This window comes from Variovorax sp. P4_B11 (genome assembly GCF_056402355.1).
Map to the genome: position 1 here is coordinate 13,628 of NZ_JBFUHO010000037.1, position 16,072 is coordinate 29,699.

Here is a 16,072-nt window from a genome sequence, read left to right on the forward strand (position 1 = left end):
GTTCCCGACCTTCCCATCGAACCCTTCCAACCTCCCGGAGACACACAATGAAAAGCTTCAACCTGGGCCTGCTTGCCGCGGCCGTCCTGGCCTTCACGCCGCCGTGGGTCCAGGCCCAGTCCTTTCCGGACAAGGCCATCACCTTCGTCGTTCCCTTCGCGGCCGGCACCGCGACCGACCAGATCGCCCGCGCGCTGGGCAACGGCGTCACGGCCGAGACGAAGCAGCCGGTGGTGATCGACAACAAGGCCGGCGCCAGCGGCTTCATCGCCTCGCAGCAGGTCGCCAAGGCGCCGGCCGACGGCTACACCGTGCTGATCACCACCAACACGACGCACGCGGCCAACGAGCACCTCTTCAAGAAGCTCCCCTACGATCCGGTGAAGGACTATGCGCCGGTCGCCGCACTGGGCAAGGGCGGGCAGATCATGGTCGTGAATCCGTCCTTCCCGGCCAAGACGGTGGCCGAGTTCGTCGCGCTGGCGAAGAAGGAACCGGGCAAGTACAGCTTCGGCAGCGGCAGCTCGTCCAGCCGCATGGCCGGCGAGCTGCTGCAGCAGATGGCCGGCATCCAGCTGCTGCACGTGCCCTACAAGAGCAACACGCTGGCCGTGACCGACCTGCTGGGCGGCCAGATCCACATGATGATCACCGACACCGCCACCGGGCTGCCGCAGGTCAAGGCCGGCAAGCTGCGGGCGCTGGGGTTTTCGGGCGCCAAGCGCTCGCCGCTGGCACCGGATGTGCCGACGATCTCGGAGGCCGGCGTCAAGGGCTACGAGATGGGCTACTGGTTCGCCGCCTATGCACCGGCGAAGACGCCGCCCGCGGTCATCAAGCGCCTCAACGAACTGCTGGTGAAGGCGGCGCGCAGCGAAGCCGCGAAGACCGCCTTCTACGAGCCGACCGGCACCGAGGTCTTCACCAGCTCGCCCGAGGAACTGGCGAAGTTCCAGGCCGCCGAATCGCAGAAGTGGGGCCGCATCGTGAAGGCGGCCGGGATCGAGGCCGAGTAGCGCCGCGGGCCGCGCTACAGCTGCCGGCTGCGCGCCAGCGGCGGGTTCTGCGCGAAGTAGCGCTGGATGCCGCGCATCAGCGCATCCGCCAGGTCTTCCTGGTAGGCCGTGCTGCGCAGCTTGGCTTCTTCCTCGGGGTTGCTGATGAAGGCGGTCTCGACCAGCACGCTCGGAATGTCGGGTGCCTTCAGCACCGCGAAGCCGGCCTGCTCGACCTGCGGCTTGTGCAGCCGCGCGCCGATGCCGCGGATCTCGCCGAGCATCGCGCCGCCGAGCTTCATGCTGTCGTTGATCTGCGCCGTGGTGCTCATGTCGAGCAGCGCGCGCTGCACCTGCACCTCGTGGTTGCCGACGTTCACGCCGCCGACCTTGTCGGCCTGGTTCTCCTTGTTGGCGAGCCAGCGCGCGGCGCTGCTCGAGGCGCCGCCCTGGCTCAGCGCGAAGACGCTGGCGCCGCGGGCCTCGGGGGTGGTGAAGGCGTCGGCGTGGATGCTGACGAACAGGTCGGCCTGCACCCGGCGCGCCTTCTGCACGCGCACGCCCAGCGGCACGAAGAAGTCGGCGTCGCGCGTGAGGTAGGCGCGCATCGGGTTGCCGTTGACGCTGCTGGCGTTGATACGGCTGCGCAGGCGATGCGCGATCTGCAACACGATGTCCTTCTCGCGCGTGCCGTTCGATCCGATCGCGCCGGGGTCCTCGCCGCCATGGCCCGGATCGAGTGCGACGATGATGATGCGGTCGGTCTGGCTCGAGGTCGCGCCGTTGCCGGCGACGGCCGGTGCCGTTGGCGGCGGGCCGGCCGGCGGCGGCATCGGCATCGGCAGCGGGCCGACCGGTGCCGACGGCCGATTGGCCTGGCTGACCGAGACCGGAGGCCGCGCGGCCTGTTGCGCCATCAGTTCGCCGAGCGGATCGGCCGCTCCTGGCGCGGGCGCTGAAGCGGTCGGGGCAGCCGGGGCCCTGGGCGCTTCGCGCATGCGCTCGGTGATCAGAGCCTCGAGCGGATCGATCGCCTGCTGCGGATACAGGTCGAGCACCAGCCGGTCGCGGTAGGCCGCCACCGGTGCCAGCGAGAACACCTGCGGCGCCACCGCCTGCTTGAGGTCGAACACGATGCGCACCACGCCGGGCGCGAACTGGCCTACGCGCAGGCCGTTGATGAAGGGGTCGTCGGGCTTGATCTTGCCGACCAGCTCGCGCAGGGCCGGGTTGAGCTCGATGCCGTTGATATCGACCGCCAGCCGCGGCGGGCTGCCGACCACCAGCTGCTGCGAGCTGAGCCGGCCGTCGGATTCGATCGTGACGCGGGTGTAGTCGGCGGCCGGCCAGACGCGCACCGCCATGATGGTGGCGCCACGGGCGATCTCGTGCAGGCCCAGCAGCAGCGCGATGCTGCCGCCCTGCAGCAGCACGCGGCGCTTCAGTCCGGTCGCCTTCATGCGGCGTCGGCGAGCAGGCGCGTGCCTCGCTCGGATTGGGCACGCAGCGTCACGATGCGGGTGTCGTCGGTCATTGCTTCGATTTTAATAGCGAGGTCGGCAAGCGGAATGCGCCCCGCCGCGTTCTCTGGCCATTCGGCCAGCTTCAGGCCGGGACCCGCGAAGATGTCGCGGAAGCCGGCATCTTCCCATTCGCGCGGATCGCTGAAACGATAGAAGTCGAAATGGAAGATCGCCAGCCCGTCGGGCGCCTCGTGCGGCTCCACCACCGCATAGGTCGGGCTCTTGATGCGCCCGGCGATGCCGAGGGCGCGCAGCAGGTGCCGCACGAAAGTGGTCTTGCCGGCGCCGAGGTCGCCCTGCAAGGCGATGAAGGCATCGCGCAGCGCCGGCGAACGCGCCAGCGCCTGCGCCAGGGCCTCGCAATCGGCCTCGGTGCGCCAGAGCTTCTTCGCGCTGTGCGTTTCTACAATCGGCAGGTGATCGGCAGCCATCAACTCGTCAACAGGATTCAGGCCTTGGCCCGGGAGCTCGGATTCTCCCAAATCGGCATCGCCGGTGTCGACCTGTCGAGCGCCGAGCCCGGATTGATGCGATGGCTGGCCGAAGGCTTCCATGGCGAGATGCACTACATGGCCGCGCACGGCACGCGCCGGGCACGGCCGGCCGAGCTGGTGCCGGGCACGGTGTCGGTGATCACGGCGCGCATGGACTACCTGCCGCGCGCCACGCCGGACGGCTGGCAGGCGGTCGAGTTCGCGCGGCTCGGGCGGCCCGGCGAAGGCGTCGTCTCGCTCTATGCCCGCGGCCGCGACTACCACAAGGTACTGCGCTCGCGACTGGCGAAGCTGGCCGAGCGGATCGCCGCCGAGGTCGGGCCCTTCGGTCATCGCGCCTTCACCGATTCGGCGCCGGTGCTGGAGGCCGAGCTGGCCTCGCGCAGCGGCCAGGGCTGGCGCGGCAAGCACACGCTGGTGCTCGACCGCGAGGCCGGCTCGATGTTCTTCCTCGGCGAGATCTACGTCGACATGGCCTTGCCGCCCAGCGAGCCGGTGACGCCGCACTGCGGCAGCTGCAGCGCCTGCATCGACATCTGCCCGACGGGCGCGATCGTCGCGCCGCATCGGCTCGATGCGCGGCGCTGCATCTCCTACCTGACAATCGAGCATGCCGGGCCGATCCCGCTCGAGCTGCGCCCCCTGATCGGCAACCGCATCTACGGCTGCGACGATTGCCAGCTCGTCTGCCCCTGGAACAAGTTCGCGAAGAAGAGCGCGCTGCCGGATTTCGACGCCCGCGACGGACTCACGGGCCGCCAGCTCGGCGAGCTGTTCGCCTGGACCGAGGCCGACTTCCTGCGCTTCACCGAGGGCAGCCCGATCCGCCGCATCGGCCACGAACGCTGGCTGCGCAACGTGGCGGTGGCGCTGGGCAATGCGCTGCGCGCCGGCGATCCGCTCGCCCGTTCGGCATTGGTCACGCGCAGCGCCGACGCCAGCGCGCTGGTGCGCGAGCACGTCGAATGGGCGCTGGCCGTCAACGCCGGATGATGGCCGAGATCTGGGCGGTGCCGGTGTCCAGCGAGCGCATCGAACTGAGCCGGATCGACGCGTATTTCAGCTGCGGATTGCTGATCAGCTTGCCGACGAAATGGCCGTTGAAGCGCCCATCGCGGCAGCCGCTCGCCACCAGGTCGATCGAGGCATTGGCCGGCGTGATGTAGTCCATGCTCGAGCCTGCCAGCGTGCAGGCCGCCTCGGGCACTGCGCCTCGCACCGTGCCGTCGACCTCGATCTGCAAGGTCCCGGGGAACACTTCCGCCGGCCCCTGGGCGCCGGTGTCCTGCTGCGCGACATAGAACAGGAAGGAGCCGCTCCATCCGCCCTGGTAGCGCGTGTACTCCTGCGCCTGCGCGGCCATCGTCCATGACGATGCGGCGACAGCAACCAGCAGGGAGTAGCGCATCGTTGCATGGTAGCGGGTCCTAGCGGATGAGCGCCAGCGCGAAGGGCAGGCTGGCCACGCCGAGCAAGGTCGACAGCGTCACCAGCCCCGCGACATAGGGGCCGTTGTAGCCCATGCGTGCCGCCAGCACGTAGGCGCTCGACGCCGTCGGGACTGCGGCGAAGGTCATCAGCACGGCGGCCTGGGCCGGATGCAGCTGCAGCACCTCCGCCAGGCCCCAGCCGATCAGCGGCAGCAGCAGGTGCCGGATCGTCAGCACCGACACCGCCAGCACTTTGCCGCGCGCGATGGTCGCGAACTGCATGCCGGCACCGGCGGCCATCAGGCCCAGCGCCAGCGATGCCGCGCCGATGCGCGTCAGCGTCGGCTCGAGCCAGCGCGGCACTCCCAGCCCGAGCAGGTTGGCAACCAGCCCGGTCACGGTGGCGATGATCAGCGGATTGCGCAGCAGCTGGCGCGCCAGGCCGGTCTGCGCGTGGCGGGTCATGGGCCAGACCGCAGCGATGTTGAACATCGGCACGCAGACGCCGATCAGCACCGCGATCATCAGGAGGCCCGCAGGCCCGGCGATCCGGTCGGCCAGCGCCAGGCAGATGAAGGAATTGAAGCGAAAGGCGATCTGCGCGCTGGCCGCGTGGTCGCGGCGGTCGATGTGCGGCCCGATGCCCGGCAGGAAGGGCAGGGCGTAGGCGAGCGCGATGCCGCAAAGCCCGACGCCGACACCGGCGGTCAGCAGGTTCGAGGTGGCGCCGAAGTCGAGCGGGCTGCGCACGATCGAGTGGAACAGCAGCACTGGAAAAAGGAAGTAGTACACCAGGGCCTCGACCTGGTCCCACACGCGCCGGTCCAGCGGCGTGTAGCGGCACAGCAGCCAGCCGCAGGCGATGAGGGAGAAGTCGGGGAAGAGAAGCTGGGCATAGTTCACGCGTCGAGGATATCCGTCCGCACCATGGGTTATCCACGTGGTGTGGGTGGGGGTCACCCGTTAGCATCCGCACTTTCGTTTCTTGGCCCGAGGAGGCTGTCAATGCAAGGTCGTCAATGGAGGGCGCTCGCCGCCGCTGCCGCGCTGTTCGCGGTCGCGGGGTCCAGCTGGGCGCAGGGTTACCCCAACAGGCCGGTGGAACTGCAAGTGCCGTTCGCGCCCGGGGGAACCACGGACATCGTGGCGCGCGTCATCTCCGAGCCGCTCGGCAAGGCGCTGGGCCAGAGCGTGATCGTGATCAACAAGGCGGGCGGCGGCGGCATCGTGGGTGCTGCTGAAACAGCGCGAGCCACACCCGACGGCTACAAGCTGGGTGTCGCGACGGTGTCGAGCACCGCCGCCAATCCGGCCATCAACCCGAAGGTGCCCTACGACCCGGTCAACGACTTCACGCCGATCGTGAACATCGCGGCGACGCCGAACATCATCGCCGTGCACCCGAGCTTCCCGGCCAAGAACTACGCCGAGTTCGTCGCCGAACTGAAGAAGAACCCGGGCAAGTACTCGTATGCCTCGTCGGGCACCGGCGGCATCGGCCACCTGCTGATGGAGTTGTACAAGAGCCTCACCAACACCTACGTGACCCACATCCCGTACCGCGGCGCCGGCCCGGCGCTGAACGACGTGGTGGCCGGCCAGGTGGCGATCATCTTCGACAACATCCCGTCGGCGCTGCCCTTCATCCAGACCGGCAAGCTGGTGCCGATCGTGGTGTCGGCGCCGCAGCGCCTGGCCGCCTTGCCGAACGTGCCGACCTTCAAGGAAGTCGGCCTCGAGCCGGTCAACCGGATGGCCTACTACGGCATCCTGGGTCCCAAGGGCCTGCCGAAGGACGTGGTCGACAAGGTCAACGCCGGCGTCAAGAAGTCGCTCGAGGATCCGGCGGTGCGCAAGCGCATCGAGGACACCGGCTCGCTGATCGTGGCCAACACGCCCGAGCAGTTCGCGGCCCAGATCAAGGCCGAGTACCAGGTCTACAAGCAGGTCGTGGCCAAGCAGAAGCTGCAGCTGGATTGATCTCGCTCGCCCCCAGGTTGCCCGGCACTTCGTGTCCGGGCGCCCACCCCCTGCCGGGGGCAACACCAGCGGCCCGGCAAAGCCGGTTCCGCGGTGTTTCACCAACGGGCCGGGCTGCGCCGGCCTTTTTGCTATCTTGCGGCGCATGACAGTTGCCGCCGATACGCTCCCCGATGCCCCCGACGCGCCCGGGATCGACGACTTCGTCGATGCGCTGTGGCTCGAGGACGGCCTGTCGAAGAACACGCTGGCGGCCTACCGCCGCGATCTCGCGTTGTTCGCCCAATGGCTGCACGTTCAGCGCAGCAAACCCCTGAACGGCGCCCTGGAGAGCGACCTGCAGGCCTACATGGGCGCGCGCCTGTCCGACAAGGGCAAGGCAACCTCCGCCAACCGCCGGCTCACGGTGTTCAAGCGCTACTACCGCTGGGCCCTGCGCGAGCAGCGTATCGCCGCCGACCCGAGCCTGCGCCTGGCGCCCGCGCGGCAGATGCCGCGTGCGATCAAGACCCTGTCGGAGAAGCAGGTCGACGACCTGCTGGCCGCGCCCGACGTCGATACGCCGCTGGGCCTGCGCGACCGCGCGATGCTCGAGCTGATGTATGCGAGCGGCCTGCGGGTCAGCGAACTGGTCGCGCTCAAGGTCTTCGAGATGAGCCTGAACGATGGCGTGATCCGGGTCCTGGGCAAGGGCAGCAAGGAGCGGCTGGTGCCCTTCGGCGGCGAGGCGCGGCGCTGGATCGAGCGCTACCTGGAGGATGCGCGGCCGCTGATCCTCGACGGCCAGCAGACGCCCGACCTGTTCGTCACCGCGCGCGGCGCCGGCATGACCCGCGTGATGTTCTGGGTCATCGTCAAGAAGAACGCGCTGGCCGCCGGCATCCACGTGCCGCTGTCGCCCCACACGCTGCGCCATGCCTTCGCGACCCATCTGCTGAACCATGGCGCCGACCTGCGCGCAGTGCAGCTGCTGCTGGGCCATGCCGACATCTCGACCACCACCATCTACACCCACGTGGCCCGCGAACGGCTCAAGCAGATGCACGCGAAGCATCATCCGAGAGGGTGAACTCCCCCGAAACGCCTGCGGCGGCAGAATGCCGGCATTGACCATTGAAATCAGGAGTCGCGTCGATGCCCTTGAACGTCCGCCCACGTGCCCTCGCCGCCGCCCTCGGCCTCGTCTTGCTGAGCGCCGCGGCTTCGGCCCAGGTGGTGCCGAAGACCATCCGGCTGGTGGTCGCCTATCCCTCGGGCGGCGTCAGCGACGTGGTGGCGCGGGCCCTGGCCGACAAGCTCTCGGCGCAGCTGGGCAGCACGCTGGTGGTCGAGAACAAGGCCGGCGCCAGCGGCACCATCGGCATGGATGCGGTGGCCAAGGCAGTGCCCGACGGCGCCACGCTGGGCTTCTCGGCCATCAGCCCGCTGGTGCTGAATCCGCACCTGGGCCGCTCGCCCTTCGATCCGCTGAAGGACATCGCGCCGGTCGCGAGCGTGATGTATTCGCCGGTGCTCCTGATGGCGACACCGGCGACCGGCACCCGCGACCTGCGCAGCCTGCTCGACGACGCCCGGGCGCGCCCCGGCGCGGTGCGCTGGGCCACCTCGGGCCAGGCCTCGCTCGGCCACATCGTGCTGGAGCAGCTGCGTTCGGCCGCCAAGGTCGACATCACGCACATTCCGTACAAGGGCGGCGGCCAGCAGCTCAACGATGCGCTCGGCGGCCAGTTCGAAGTGCTGTCGATCAATGCGGGGCCGACCGTTTCGGCCCAGATCCAGGCCGGCAAGCTGCGCCCGCTGGCGGTCGGCGCGCCGGCGCGGCTCGACAGCCTGCCCAAGGTGGCGACGCTGGCCGAGCTGGGCTTCCCGGCAGCCAACCTGTCCTCGCAGTTCGGCGTCTTCGCGCCGGCCGGCACGCCGGCCATCCTGATCGAGAAGTACAACGCCGAGATCAACAAGGCGCTGGCCAGCCCCGACCTGCGCGCCAAGCTGCTGGCCACCGACAACGTTCCGACCGGCGGTCGGGCCGATGCCTTTGCCGACGAGATCGCGAGCGAGTACGAGAACAACGGGCGGATCGTGAAGGCCGCCGGCATCAAGCCGGATTGAGTGCGCTTGACCTCGGCGGTTACCTACCATATAGTAGGTAGATGATTGCAGCCAACACCCTGGCCGGCGCCACCACCCGCGAACAGATCCTGCGGGTGGCGCGCGAACTGATCCAGACCCGCTCCTACCTCGGTTTCAGCTTTCAGGACGTGGCCGACCAGGTCGGGATCCGCAAGGCCAGCCTGTACCACCACTTCCCGACCAAGGAGGCGCTGGGCGTGGAGGTGCTGCGTGCTGCGGCCCAGGCCTTCAAGGACTGGACGGCCGCCAAGCCGCGCGCGCCGCAGGCTGCGCTCGATGCCTACTTCAGGATGTACCGCAACGGCCTGCACGCGGGCGAGGGCGTTTGCCCCGCGGGTGCGCTGGCGCCAGGCTGGGACTGCATCGACGAGGACTTGCGGCGGGCCGTGCGCGATCTGCGCAACACGCAGATCCTGTGGCTGGGCGGCGTGCTCGGCGCCCTGACGCCCGGTGGCAAGGTCGGTGCAACCGCCGCCTACGTGTTTGCTGCCTGCCAGGGTGCGCTGCTGTCGGCGCGCATGACCGGGCAGGCGGAGGATTTCGACGAGGCCATCGAGCAGCTGAAGAAGTCGCTCGCACGCTGAGTCGCGCAGGCTTTCCGCGGCATGCCTTGGCGTGCCATTTTTTGGCAAAGTAAAACTACCGATTGGTTGGTAGTCATTTGGAGAAAGACCCATGAAAGCAGTCATCGCCGGCTACGCCCGTTCCCCGTTCCATTTCGCGAAAAAAGGCGCCCTGGCCGAGGTCCGCCCTGACACGCTGGCCGCGCAGGTGGTCAGCGGCCTGTTGAAGCGCAGCGATCTCGATCCGGCGCTGATCGAGGACCTGATCCTCGGCTGCGCCTACCCCGAGGCGGCGCAGGGCAACAACCTGGCGCGCATCGTCGGCCTGCTGGCCGGGCTGCCGCACGCGGTCGGCGGCATGACGGTCAACCGCTTCTGCGGCTCGTCGATGCAGGCGGTGCACATCGCGGCGGCGCAGATCGAGGCCGGGATGGGCGAGGCGTTCCTGTGCGTCGGCGTGGAGTCGATGACGATGGTGCCGCAGGGCGGCTTCAACTTCTCGCCCAACCCCGAACTGCTGGCCGACTCCGACGCCTACATCTCGATGGGCGAGACCGCGGAGAACGTCGCCGAACGCTGGAACGTGAGCCGCGCCGACCAGGAGGCGCTCGCCGTGCAGTCGCACCGCAAGGCGGCCGAGGCGCGCGCGCAGGGGCGGTTGGCGGACGAGATCATCGCGATCGCATTGCCCGGCGGCGACAGCGTCACGGCCGATGGCTGCATCCGCCCGAGTACCTCGGCGCAAGCGCTGGCTGCCCTGCGGCCCGCGTTCCGGCCCGATGGCGTGGTGACCGCCGGGACCTCGTCGCCGCTGACGGACGGCGCGGCGGCCGTGCTGGTCACCAGCGACGCCTTCGCCGCCCGGCACGGCCTGCAGGCGCTGGCGCGCATCAAGTCCTTCGCCTCGGTGGGCGTCGACCCCGCCGTGATGGGCATCGGCCCGATCCCGGCCACGCGCAAGGCGCTGGCGCGCGCCGGCCTGGCCGTGGCCGACCTCGACGTGGTCGAGATCAACGAGGCCTTCTCGTCGCAGGCGCTGGCCTGCATCCGCGAGTTCGGGCTCGATCCGGCCACGGTCAACCTCGATGGCGGCGGCCTGTCGATCGGCCATCCCCTGGGCGCCACGGGCGCCCGCATCACGGGCAAGGCGGCCTCGCTGCTGGTGCGCGAGAACGGGCGCTATGCGCTGGCGACCCAATGCATCGGCGGCGGTCAGGGCATTGCGACCATCCTCGAGCGCGCCTGACAATGGCTCACTCGACGACCGCGGAGATCCCCATGTCCGAATCCAGTGCCTCCGAGCCGAGGCTGTACCTCGAAGACCTCGCGCCCGGCGACCGCTTCACGAGCGGCGAGCATGCGCTCGACGCGGCGCAGATCATCGACTTCGCGACCCGCTTCGATCCCCAACCCTTCCACCTCGACCCGGAGGCGGCCCAGCGCACCTTCTTCCAGGGCCTCGCCGCCAGCGGCTGGCACACGGCGGCGATCACGATGAAGCTGCTGGTCGAAAGTGGCCTTCCGCTGGCCGACGGCGTCATCGGATCGGGCGGCGAACTCAGCTGGCCGAAGCCGACCCGGCCGGGCGACGTGCTGCATGTCGAGAGCGAGGTGGTGGAGGTGATCCCTTCGCGCTCGCGGCCCGAGCGCGGCATGGTGCGGATGCGCTGCGAGACCCTCAACCAGCACGGCGACGTGCTGCAGCGCTTCTCGCCGAAGCTGGTGGTGTCGAAGCGGCCCTCGTAGGCGCGCTCAGCCCTGCTGCAGGCTCAGCAGTTCTTCGGCGGTGAAGCCGGCCAGGGCCCGGGCCTCGAGATTGAAGGGCGCGCGCAGCCGCGGCGCCTCGTGTCGCCGGTAGAGCAGGCGGTAGTGGGCGATCGGATCGAGGCCGTCGCGCGCGCACAGCCAGCGGTACCAGCGGTTGCCGATCGCCACGTGGCCGACCTCGTCGCGCAGGATGATGTCGAGGATGTCGCAGGCGGCCAGCGCATCGGGCGTGCCGACGCGACGCAGCTTGGCCTGGATCAGCGGCGTCGCGTCCAGCCCGCGCGCCTCCAGCGTGCGCGGCACCAGGGCCATGCGCGCCACGATGTCGTCCCGGGTCTTCTCGCACATCGACCACAGGCCGTCGTGGCCGCTGAAGTCGCCGTAGCGGTGGCCCATCGCCTGCAGGTGCTCATGCAGCAGTGTGAAGTGCAGCGCCTCCTCGTCGGCCACGCGCAGCCAGTCGCGGTAATAGGCCTCGGGCATGCCGTCGTAGCGCCAGGCGGCATCGAGCGCGAGGTTGATCGCATTGAACTCGATGTGGCAGATCGAATGAATCAGCGCCGCCCGGCCTTCGGGCGTGAAGGGCGAGCGCTTTTCTACCGCGGTCGCCGACACCCGCAGCGGGCGCTCGGGCCGACCCGGCACGCCGTCGTCGTCGCCGGCCACGCGCAGCGGCGGGCCCGCGATCGCTCCCGGCCCGAGGTCCGAGACCAGCGCCCGCGTGGCGGCCACCTTGAGATCGGGATCGGCGAGGCGCAGCGCGGCCAGGGCGCGAAGACGGGGATGCATCCCTACAATTCTAGTTTTCGTTCCTTTGGAGACACTCGCGATGGCCCTCTACGAACTCGACGGCGTGGCGCCGCAACTGGCCGATGGTGCCTGGGTCGCCGACAGCGCGCAGGTCATCGGCAACGTGGTGCTGGGCGAGAACGCCAGCGTCTGGTTCGGGGCCGTGCTGCGCGGCGACACCGAGGCGCTGACCATCGGCCGCAACAGCAACGTCCAGGATCTGTCGGTGCTGCATGCCGACCTCGGCTGCCCGCTGACCCTGGGCGAGAACGTCACGGTCGGCCACCAGGTCATGCTGCACGGCTGCACGGTGGGCGACAACTCGCTGATCGGCATTCAGGCGGTGGTCTTGAATAACGCGAAGATCGGCCGCAATTCGATCGTTGGCGCCGGCAGCGTCGTGACCGAAGGCAAGGAGTTTCCCGACAACTCGCTCATCATCGGCTCGCCGGCCAAGGTGGTGCGCACGCTCGACGATGCGGCCGCCGCCAAGCTGCGGCAGAGCGCCGAGCACTATGTAGACAATGGCCGTCGCTTCGCGAAGGGCCTGAAGAAAATCGCCTGAGAAGGCGGGAGAGCGAGTTCCCATTGAGCGAGTTGCACAAGTTCCTGTTCGACGGCGTGCCGGTGCGCGGCATGATCGTGCGCCTGACCGATGCCTGGCAGGAGATCCTGGCGCGGCGCGCGTCCAACAGCACCACCGGCGCCTATCCGCCTCCGGTGGCCGAGTTGCTCGGCGAGATGACGGCCGCGGCCACGCTGATGCAGGCCAACATCAAGTTCAATGGCGCGCTGATCCTGCAGATCTTCGGCGACGGTCCGGTCAAGATCGCGGTCGCCGAGGCCAAGCCCGACTTGAGCCTGCGCGCCACGGCCAAGGTGTCGGGCCCGCTGCCGGCCGACGCGCGCCTGCCCGACATGGTGAACGTCGGCAACAAGGGCCGCTGCGCGATCACCCTCGACCCCAAGGACAAGCTGCCGGGCCAGCAGCCGTACCAGGGCGTGGTGCCGCTGTTCGGTGACCGCGGGGAGAAGCTCGGGCGCCTCAACGAGGTGCTGCAGCACTACATGCTGCAGAGCGAGCAGCTCGACACCACGCTGGTGCTGGCCGCCAACGACAAGGTGGCCGCGGGACTGCTGATCCAGCGCCTGCCGGTCAAGGGCGAGGCCAACCTCGCAGGCAGCTCGGGCAGCGACCACGACCAGGCCAACGAGGACCAGATCGGCCGCAACGAGGACTACAACCGCATTGCGATCCTGGCCTCGAGCCTGACCAAGGACGAATTGCTGACGCTCGACGTCGACACCATCCTGCGGCGCCTGTTCTGGGAAGAGAAGCTGCTGCGCTTCGAGCCGCAGGCCGGCCTGCTGGGGCCGCACTTCGCCTGTACCTGCGGCCGCAGCCGGGTGGCGAACATGATCCGCGGTCTTGGCCAGGAGGAAGCCGAGGGCATCCTCGTCGAGCGCGGCGACATCGAGGTCGGCTGCGACTTTTGCGGCAAGCAGTACCGCTTCGACGCCGTCGATGCGGCGCAGATCTTCACGGCGCCGGGGGACCAGATGCCCGGGAGCGCGGTGGTTCAGTGACAGGCGCCTGCGCCGCACCCGTCCGCGGACGGGCGGCCAGGCAGCACCGATGTACCGGGTCGCGCGTTCAACGCACGGTCGACATGACCGTCGCCCGGCAGCGGCCCTGTTCGCGCGGGGCCAGCAGGCTGCAGTTGTCAAGGGCGCGCTGCTGCATGTCGCTGAGCCGCGGCCGTTCCCTGGATGGCGCGCCCTGCCAGTACTGGGGTCCGTAGCCGACCGGCGGGGGCGCATAGTAGGGTTGCGCCGGACGGTAGTAGCCGGGCGGCGGCGCCGGGTAGTACGCCGGAGGCGCAGGCTCGTAGTACACGGGCGGTGCCGGCTGGTAATAGACCGGCGGCGGATTCACGTAAACGGGTGCCGGCTCTTCGTAGACCGGTCCGCCGACGCCGATGGAAAAGTTCACCTCGGCATGGGCGGCCGCGCCCAGCGAGAGGGCAGCGGCAGCAACGGCGGCCGAACCAGCCCATTTGGCGAACGCAGCGCGATGAAAGGTCAAGGATGTCTCCGGAAGCAGGCGAAAGCGCCTACGAGATTCCAAACGCTTCAGCCGCTGACTTGGTGGACTCGCGTGACGTTTTGTGACGTACTGCCACGTTGACGGGCCCTAGTAGGGCGGTGCCTTGCGCGCTCGCTGCGCTCGCGCCGCCTCGGTCCACCAGGCCAGGTCGTCGGCGAAGCGCCCGAACGCGCGTTCGAGCGCTTCGCCCGCGCTGCCGGTCGGTCTTGCATCTGCGTCCAGGGTCTGGGAGATCGGGCCGACCGCGAGCGTGCTCGAGACGACCACCATGCCCATCTCCGACAGGATGGAGTGCCACACCGTGCCCGAGCGCACCCCCGAGAAACGGCCGGCCGAATAACTGGCGACGGCGGCCGGGCGCCAGAACCACTCCTCGAGGAAGTGATCGGTCAGGTTCTTCAGTCCGGGTTGTGGACCCCAGTTGTATTCGCCGGTCACGAAGACGAAGGCATCGGCACTGCGGATCTTCTCAGCCAGGGCTTCCAGGCGTGCGGGGGCGCCGCCCTTGGGATATTCCTTGTACATGCGGTCGAGCATGGGCAGGTCGACCGCCTTGGCGTCCACCAGTTCGGCTTCGGCGCCTCGGGTCCCGAGGCCGGCGACCAGGTAGTCCGCGAGGCGGATGCCCATCCGGTCCGACCGGTACGAGCCATAGAACACCAGAATCCTGTCGCTCATCGCTGCTTCTCCTTCCACCATGCAAACACGCAGTGTTGCCCAATCGGACCGGCCTCGTCGAGGGCCGCGGCGGCGGCCGATGTCAGGGGCGGGTTTCGAAGCCGCTGAACCGGATGTCCGGTGCGCTCGTGTTGTGCCGCGACGGCACGGTCCGGCCGAAGCGCAGCTGCATCGCCTCGAGCGTGCGCACCGAGGGCAGATCCTGGTCTTGCGGGGCCGAACCGGGCGTGGCTTGCCAGCTCAGCGCGCTCACGTCCGCGTTGTCGGCAGCCACGTACATCGAGCGCAGAGCCGCGAAGGGCTGATCGCGGCGTGTGGGCGGCTTCAGCGAGACATCGAGCGCGGTGCGGGTCGCGCTGATCTCCGCGGCCTTCACCTCGGCGCCGCCGCCGCCGGCGAAACGCAGGCGGAGGGCGAGGGGCTTCGTCCGGACCTCGATCGCGTCGATGTTCACCACCGGCCGGCCGTCCGTCTCGACCGGGCCCATCAGGATTGAGGAGCCGTACACGCCGTCGCCAAAGCGCGCGAGCGGCAGCGGCTTGAGGCGCCAGTAGCCGTCGGTCGGATACACCACCAGCGCTTCCAGGGGCCTGGCGCCGGCCTTCTTTGCGAAGACCTGCAGCAGGTGGATGTCGTCCTCGGTGCGCGGTCCGACCTTGACCAGCACGCGACGTGGCCGCCAGAAGGTGGGCAGCGTGATGCCGACGATCAGCCAGTCCCTGCCGTCGTGAAACACCACGCGGCGCGGCTTGAAGGCGTAGCTCGGATCGGTGGGGTGGGCGCCGCCCTCGAAGTTGCAATTGGAAAAATCAGGGGCAGTGCTGTCGGACTGGATGCTGTCGAGGTAGGGGGGCTGCAGCGCCTCGACGCGAAAGCGCGCAATGCCCGCCCCGTGCAGGACCATCGATACGTTGTCTTCCTCGGCGCAGGCGGTCGGTCGGGTCAGGTTCTCGACGGTGACGCTGGCCGGCGCGGCTGCAGCGCCAATGCAGAACCAGAGGACCATGGCGCCGCCGAGGACCCGGCGCAAGGCGGCGGCGTGGCTCATGAAGCGGCGCCGGCGTCGACGCGCTGTCGAACGAGATCGGTGAACAGCCGATGCTCGCAGGCCGGATCGGAGCACTTGTCGCAATCCCATCGCGCGAGCCGGCGAGGGCCTTCGGGGGCTTCGAGGCCCAAGGCGCGAAGCGCATTGGCCAGGCGCTCGTCAGCCCGGCCGTGGATCACCGCAAAGGACAGGCCGGCGCCGACCAGTGCTGCGCGCAGCAGGGTGTCGGCGCGCTCGTGCTGCAGCGCGGTCGGGCCGAGCGCGTCCGCAGCGGAGGGTTCGAGCCCGACGAGCAGCGTGCGGGCATGGCGTCGGTGCGCAGCGAGGGCGTCGTCGAGCAGGGAGCGGTCGCCGTGCAGCAGCGCTTGCGCGACCGCCTGGCCGAGCAGGGTGTCGTCGGCCACGGTGACACCATGAGGTCGCAGCCGGGCCGCGAGCGCGCCGGCCAGTCCGCGCTTGCCGCTGCCGTCGGCGCCCAGCAGCGCGACCGTGCTGCCGGTGGAAAGGGCGGGGTTCATTGGAGGACCTTCGGCTGCGGTGCGAGCGCCTTCGGGCGGCCGGGCGGCGC

Annotated in this window: 19 protein-coding genes; 10 read left to right on the forward strand and 9 right to left on the reverse strand. The window is 69.4% G+C overall.

The genetic code is table 11. The features are described from left to right. Positions 1-47 precede the first annotated feature (47 nt). Complete coding sequence (locus AC1DYD_RS26850) at positions 48-1,016, forward strand: Bug family tripartite tricarboxylate transporter substrate binding protein (RefSeq protein WP_478175800.1); 969 nt, start codon at positions 48-50, stop codon at positions 1,014-1,016. 14 nt (positions 1,017-1,030) lie between these two features. Here AC1DYD_RS26850 and AC1DYD_RS26855 read toward each other — a convergent pair whose 3' ends face one another. Together AC1DYD_RS26855 and tsaE are read right to left on the reverse strand one after the other, a co-directional pair. Next, entirely contained in the window at positions 1,031-2,455 is a 1,425-nt protein-coding gene (locus AC1DYD_RS26855; RefSeq protein WP_478175801.1) for an N-acetylmuramoyl-L-alanine amidase, read from the reverse strand. Next, positions 2,452-2,949 carry a tRNA (adenosine(37)-N6)-threonylcarbamoyltransferase complex ATPase subunit type 1 TsaE gene (gene tsaE, locus AC1DYD_RS26860; RefSeq protein WP_478175802.1) on the reverse strand — a complete coding sequence of 166 codons (498 nt, stop codon included), beginning with the start codon at positions 2,947-2,949 and terminating at the stop codon, positions 2,452-2,454. Before tsaE ends, AC1DYD_RS26855 begins: the two co-directional genes overlap by 4 nt. On the opposite strand from tsaE, the gene queG reads away from it, so the two are divergent. Beyond that, entirely contained in the window at positions 2,935-4,005 is a 1,071-nt protein-coding gene (gene queG / locus AC1DYD_RS26865) for a tRNA epoxyqueuosine(34) reductase QueG (protein ID WP_478175803.1), read from the forward strand. The genes tsaE and queG overlap by 15 nt on opposite strands. On the opposite strand, the gene AC1DYD_RS26870 is transcribed toward queG, so the two are convergent. Together AC1DYD_RS26870 and AC1DYD_RS26875 are read right to left on the reverse strand one after the other, a co-directional pair. Continuing rightward, positions 3,992-4,420 carry a hypothetical protein gene (locus tag AC1DYD_RS26870; protein WP_478175804.1) on the reverse strand — a complete coding sequence of 143 codons (429 nt, stop codon included), beginning with the start codon at positions 4,418-4,420 and terminating at the stop codon, positions 3,992-3,994. The two genes, queG and AC1DYD_RS26870, sit on opposite strands and share 14 nt — an antisense overlap. A gap of 19 nt (positions 4,421-4,439) precedes the next feature. Further along, the gene (locus AC1DYD_RS26875) at positions 4,440-5,345 is read right to left on the reverse strand and encodes an AEC family transporter (protein ID WP_478175805.1); all 906 of its coding nucleotides are present in this window, start codon (positions 5,343-5,345) and stop codon (positions 4,440-4,442) included. 102 nt (positions 5,346-5,447) lie between these two features. Here AC1DYD_RS26875 and AC1DYD_RS26880 point away from each other — a divergent pair, with 102 nt between their 5' ends. The 6 genes from AC1DYD_RS26880 (at position 5,448) to AC1DYD_RS26905 (ending at position 10,861) form a co-directional block, all read left to right on the forward strand. After that, on the forward strand, positions 5,448-6,422 hold the full coding sequence (locus AC1DYD_RS26880; RefSeq protein ID WP_478175806.1) for a tripartite tricarboxylate transporter substrate binding protein BugE: 975 nt from the start codon (positions 5,448-5,450) through the stop codon (positions 6,420-6,422). A gap of 145 nt (positions 6,423-6,567) precedes the next feature. Then, positions 6,568-7,491, forward strand: a complete 924-nt coding sequence (gene xerD, locus AC1DYD_RS26885; RefSeq protein ID WP_478175807.1) for a site-specific tyrosine recombinase XerD — start codon at positions 6,568-6,570, stop codon at positions 7,489-7,491. Positions 7,492-7,556: 65 nt separating this feature from the next. Next, the gene (locus AC1DYD_RS26890) at positions 7,557-8,531 is read left to right on the forward strand and encodes a Bug family tripartite tricarboxylate transporter substrate binding protein (RefSeq protein ID WP_478175808.1); all 975 of its coding nucleotides are present in this window, start codon (positions 7,557-7,559) and stop codon (positions 8,529-8,531) included. Positions 8,532-8,572: 41 nt separating this feature from the next. Then, positions 8,573-9,136 carry a TetR/AcrR family transcriptional regulator gene (locus AC1DYD_RS26895; RefSeq protein WP_478175809.1) on the forward strand — a complete coding sequence of 188 codons (564 nt, stop codon included), beginning with the start codon at positions 8,573-8,575 and terminating at the stop codon, positions 9,134-9,136. A 91-nt stretch (positions 9,137-9,227) separates the two neighbouring features. Then, a complete protein-coding gene (locus AC1DYD_RS26900; protein ID WP_478175810.1) occupies positions 9,228-10,361 on the forward strand; it encodes a thiolase family protein in 1,134 nt (377 codons plus the stop codon). A gap of 32 nt (positions 10,362-10,393) precedes the next feature. After that, complete coding sequence (locus tag AC1DYD_RS26905; protein WP_478175811.1) at positions 10,394-10,861, forward strand: MaoC family dehydratase; 468 nt, start codon at positions 10,394-10,396, stop codon at positions 10,859-10,861. Between the two features lie 6 nt (positions 10,862-10,867). Here AC1DYD_RS26905 and AC1DYD_RS26910 read toward each other — a convergent pair whose 3' ends face one another. After that, positions 10,868-11,671 (reverse strand): ferritin-like domain-containing protein, encoded by an 804-nt coding sequence (locus tag AC1DYD_RS26910; protein WP_478175812.1) that lies wholly within the window; start codon positions 11,669-11,671, stop codon positions 10,868-10,870. Positions 11,672-11,711: 40 nt separating this feature from the next. On the opposite strand from AC1DYD_RS26910, the gene AC1DYD_RS26915 reads away from it, so the two are divergent. Together AC1DYD_RS26915 and hslO are read left to right on the forward strand one after the other, a co-directional pair. Next, positions 11,712-12,236, forward strand: coding sequence for a gamma carbonic anhydrase family protein (locus tag AC1DYD_RS26915; RefSeq protein ID WP_478175813.1), 525 nt, complete (start codon positions 11,712-11,714; stop codon positions 12,234-12,236). A 23-nt stretch (positions 12,237-12,259) separates the two neighbouring features. After that, complete coding sequence (gene hslO / locus AC1DYD_RS26920) at positions 12,260-13,258, forward strand: Hsp33 family molecular chaperone HslO (RefSeq protein ID WP_478175814.1); 999 nt, start codon at positions 12,260-12,262, stop codon at positions 13,256-13,258. Between the two features lie 67 nt (positions 13,259-13,325). On the opposite strand, the gene AC1DYD_RS26925 is transcribed toward hslO, so the two are convergent. The 4 genes from AC1DYD_RS26925 to AC1DYD_RS26940 all read right to left on the reverse strand — a co-directional run bounded on the left by AC1DYD_RS26925 (position 13,326) and on the right by AC1DYD_RS26940 (position 16,022). Further along, positions 13,326-13,757: a hypothetical protein gene (locus AC1DYD_RS26925; protein ID WP_478175815.1), complete on the reverse strand. Its 432-nt coding sequence runs from the start codon at positions 13,755-13,757 to the stop codon at positions 13,326-13,328. Between the two features lie 108 nt (positions 13,758-13,865). Beyond that, on the reverse strand, positions 13,866-14,456 hold the full coding sequence (locus AC1DYD_RS26930) for an NADPH-dependent FMN reductase (protein WP_478175816.1): 591 nt from the start codon (positions 14,454-14,456) through the stop codon (positions 13,866-13,868). Between the two features lie 82 nt (positions 14,457-14,538). Continuing rightward, a complete protein-coding gene (locus tag AC1DYD_RS26935) occupies positions 14,539-15,504 on the reverse strand; it encodes a hypothetical protein (RefSeq protein ID WP_478175817.1) in 966 nt (321 codons plus the stop codon). After that, positions 15,501-16,022, reverse strand: coding sequence for an ATPase (locus tag AC1DYD_RS26940; protein ID WP_478175818.1), 522 nt, complete (start codon positions 16,020-16,022; stop codon positions 15,501-15,503). The genes AC1DYD_RS26935 and AC1DYD_RS26940 overlap by 4 nt, the downstream gene beginning before the upstream one ends. Positions 16,023-16,072: the final 50 nt, after the last annotated feature.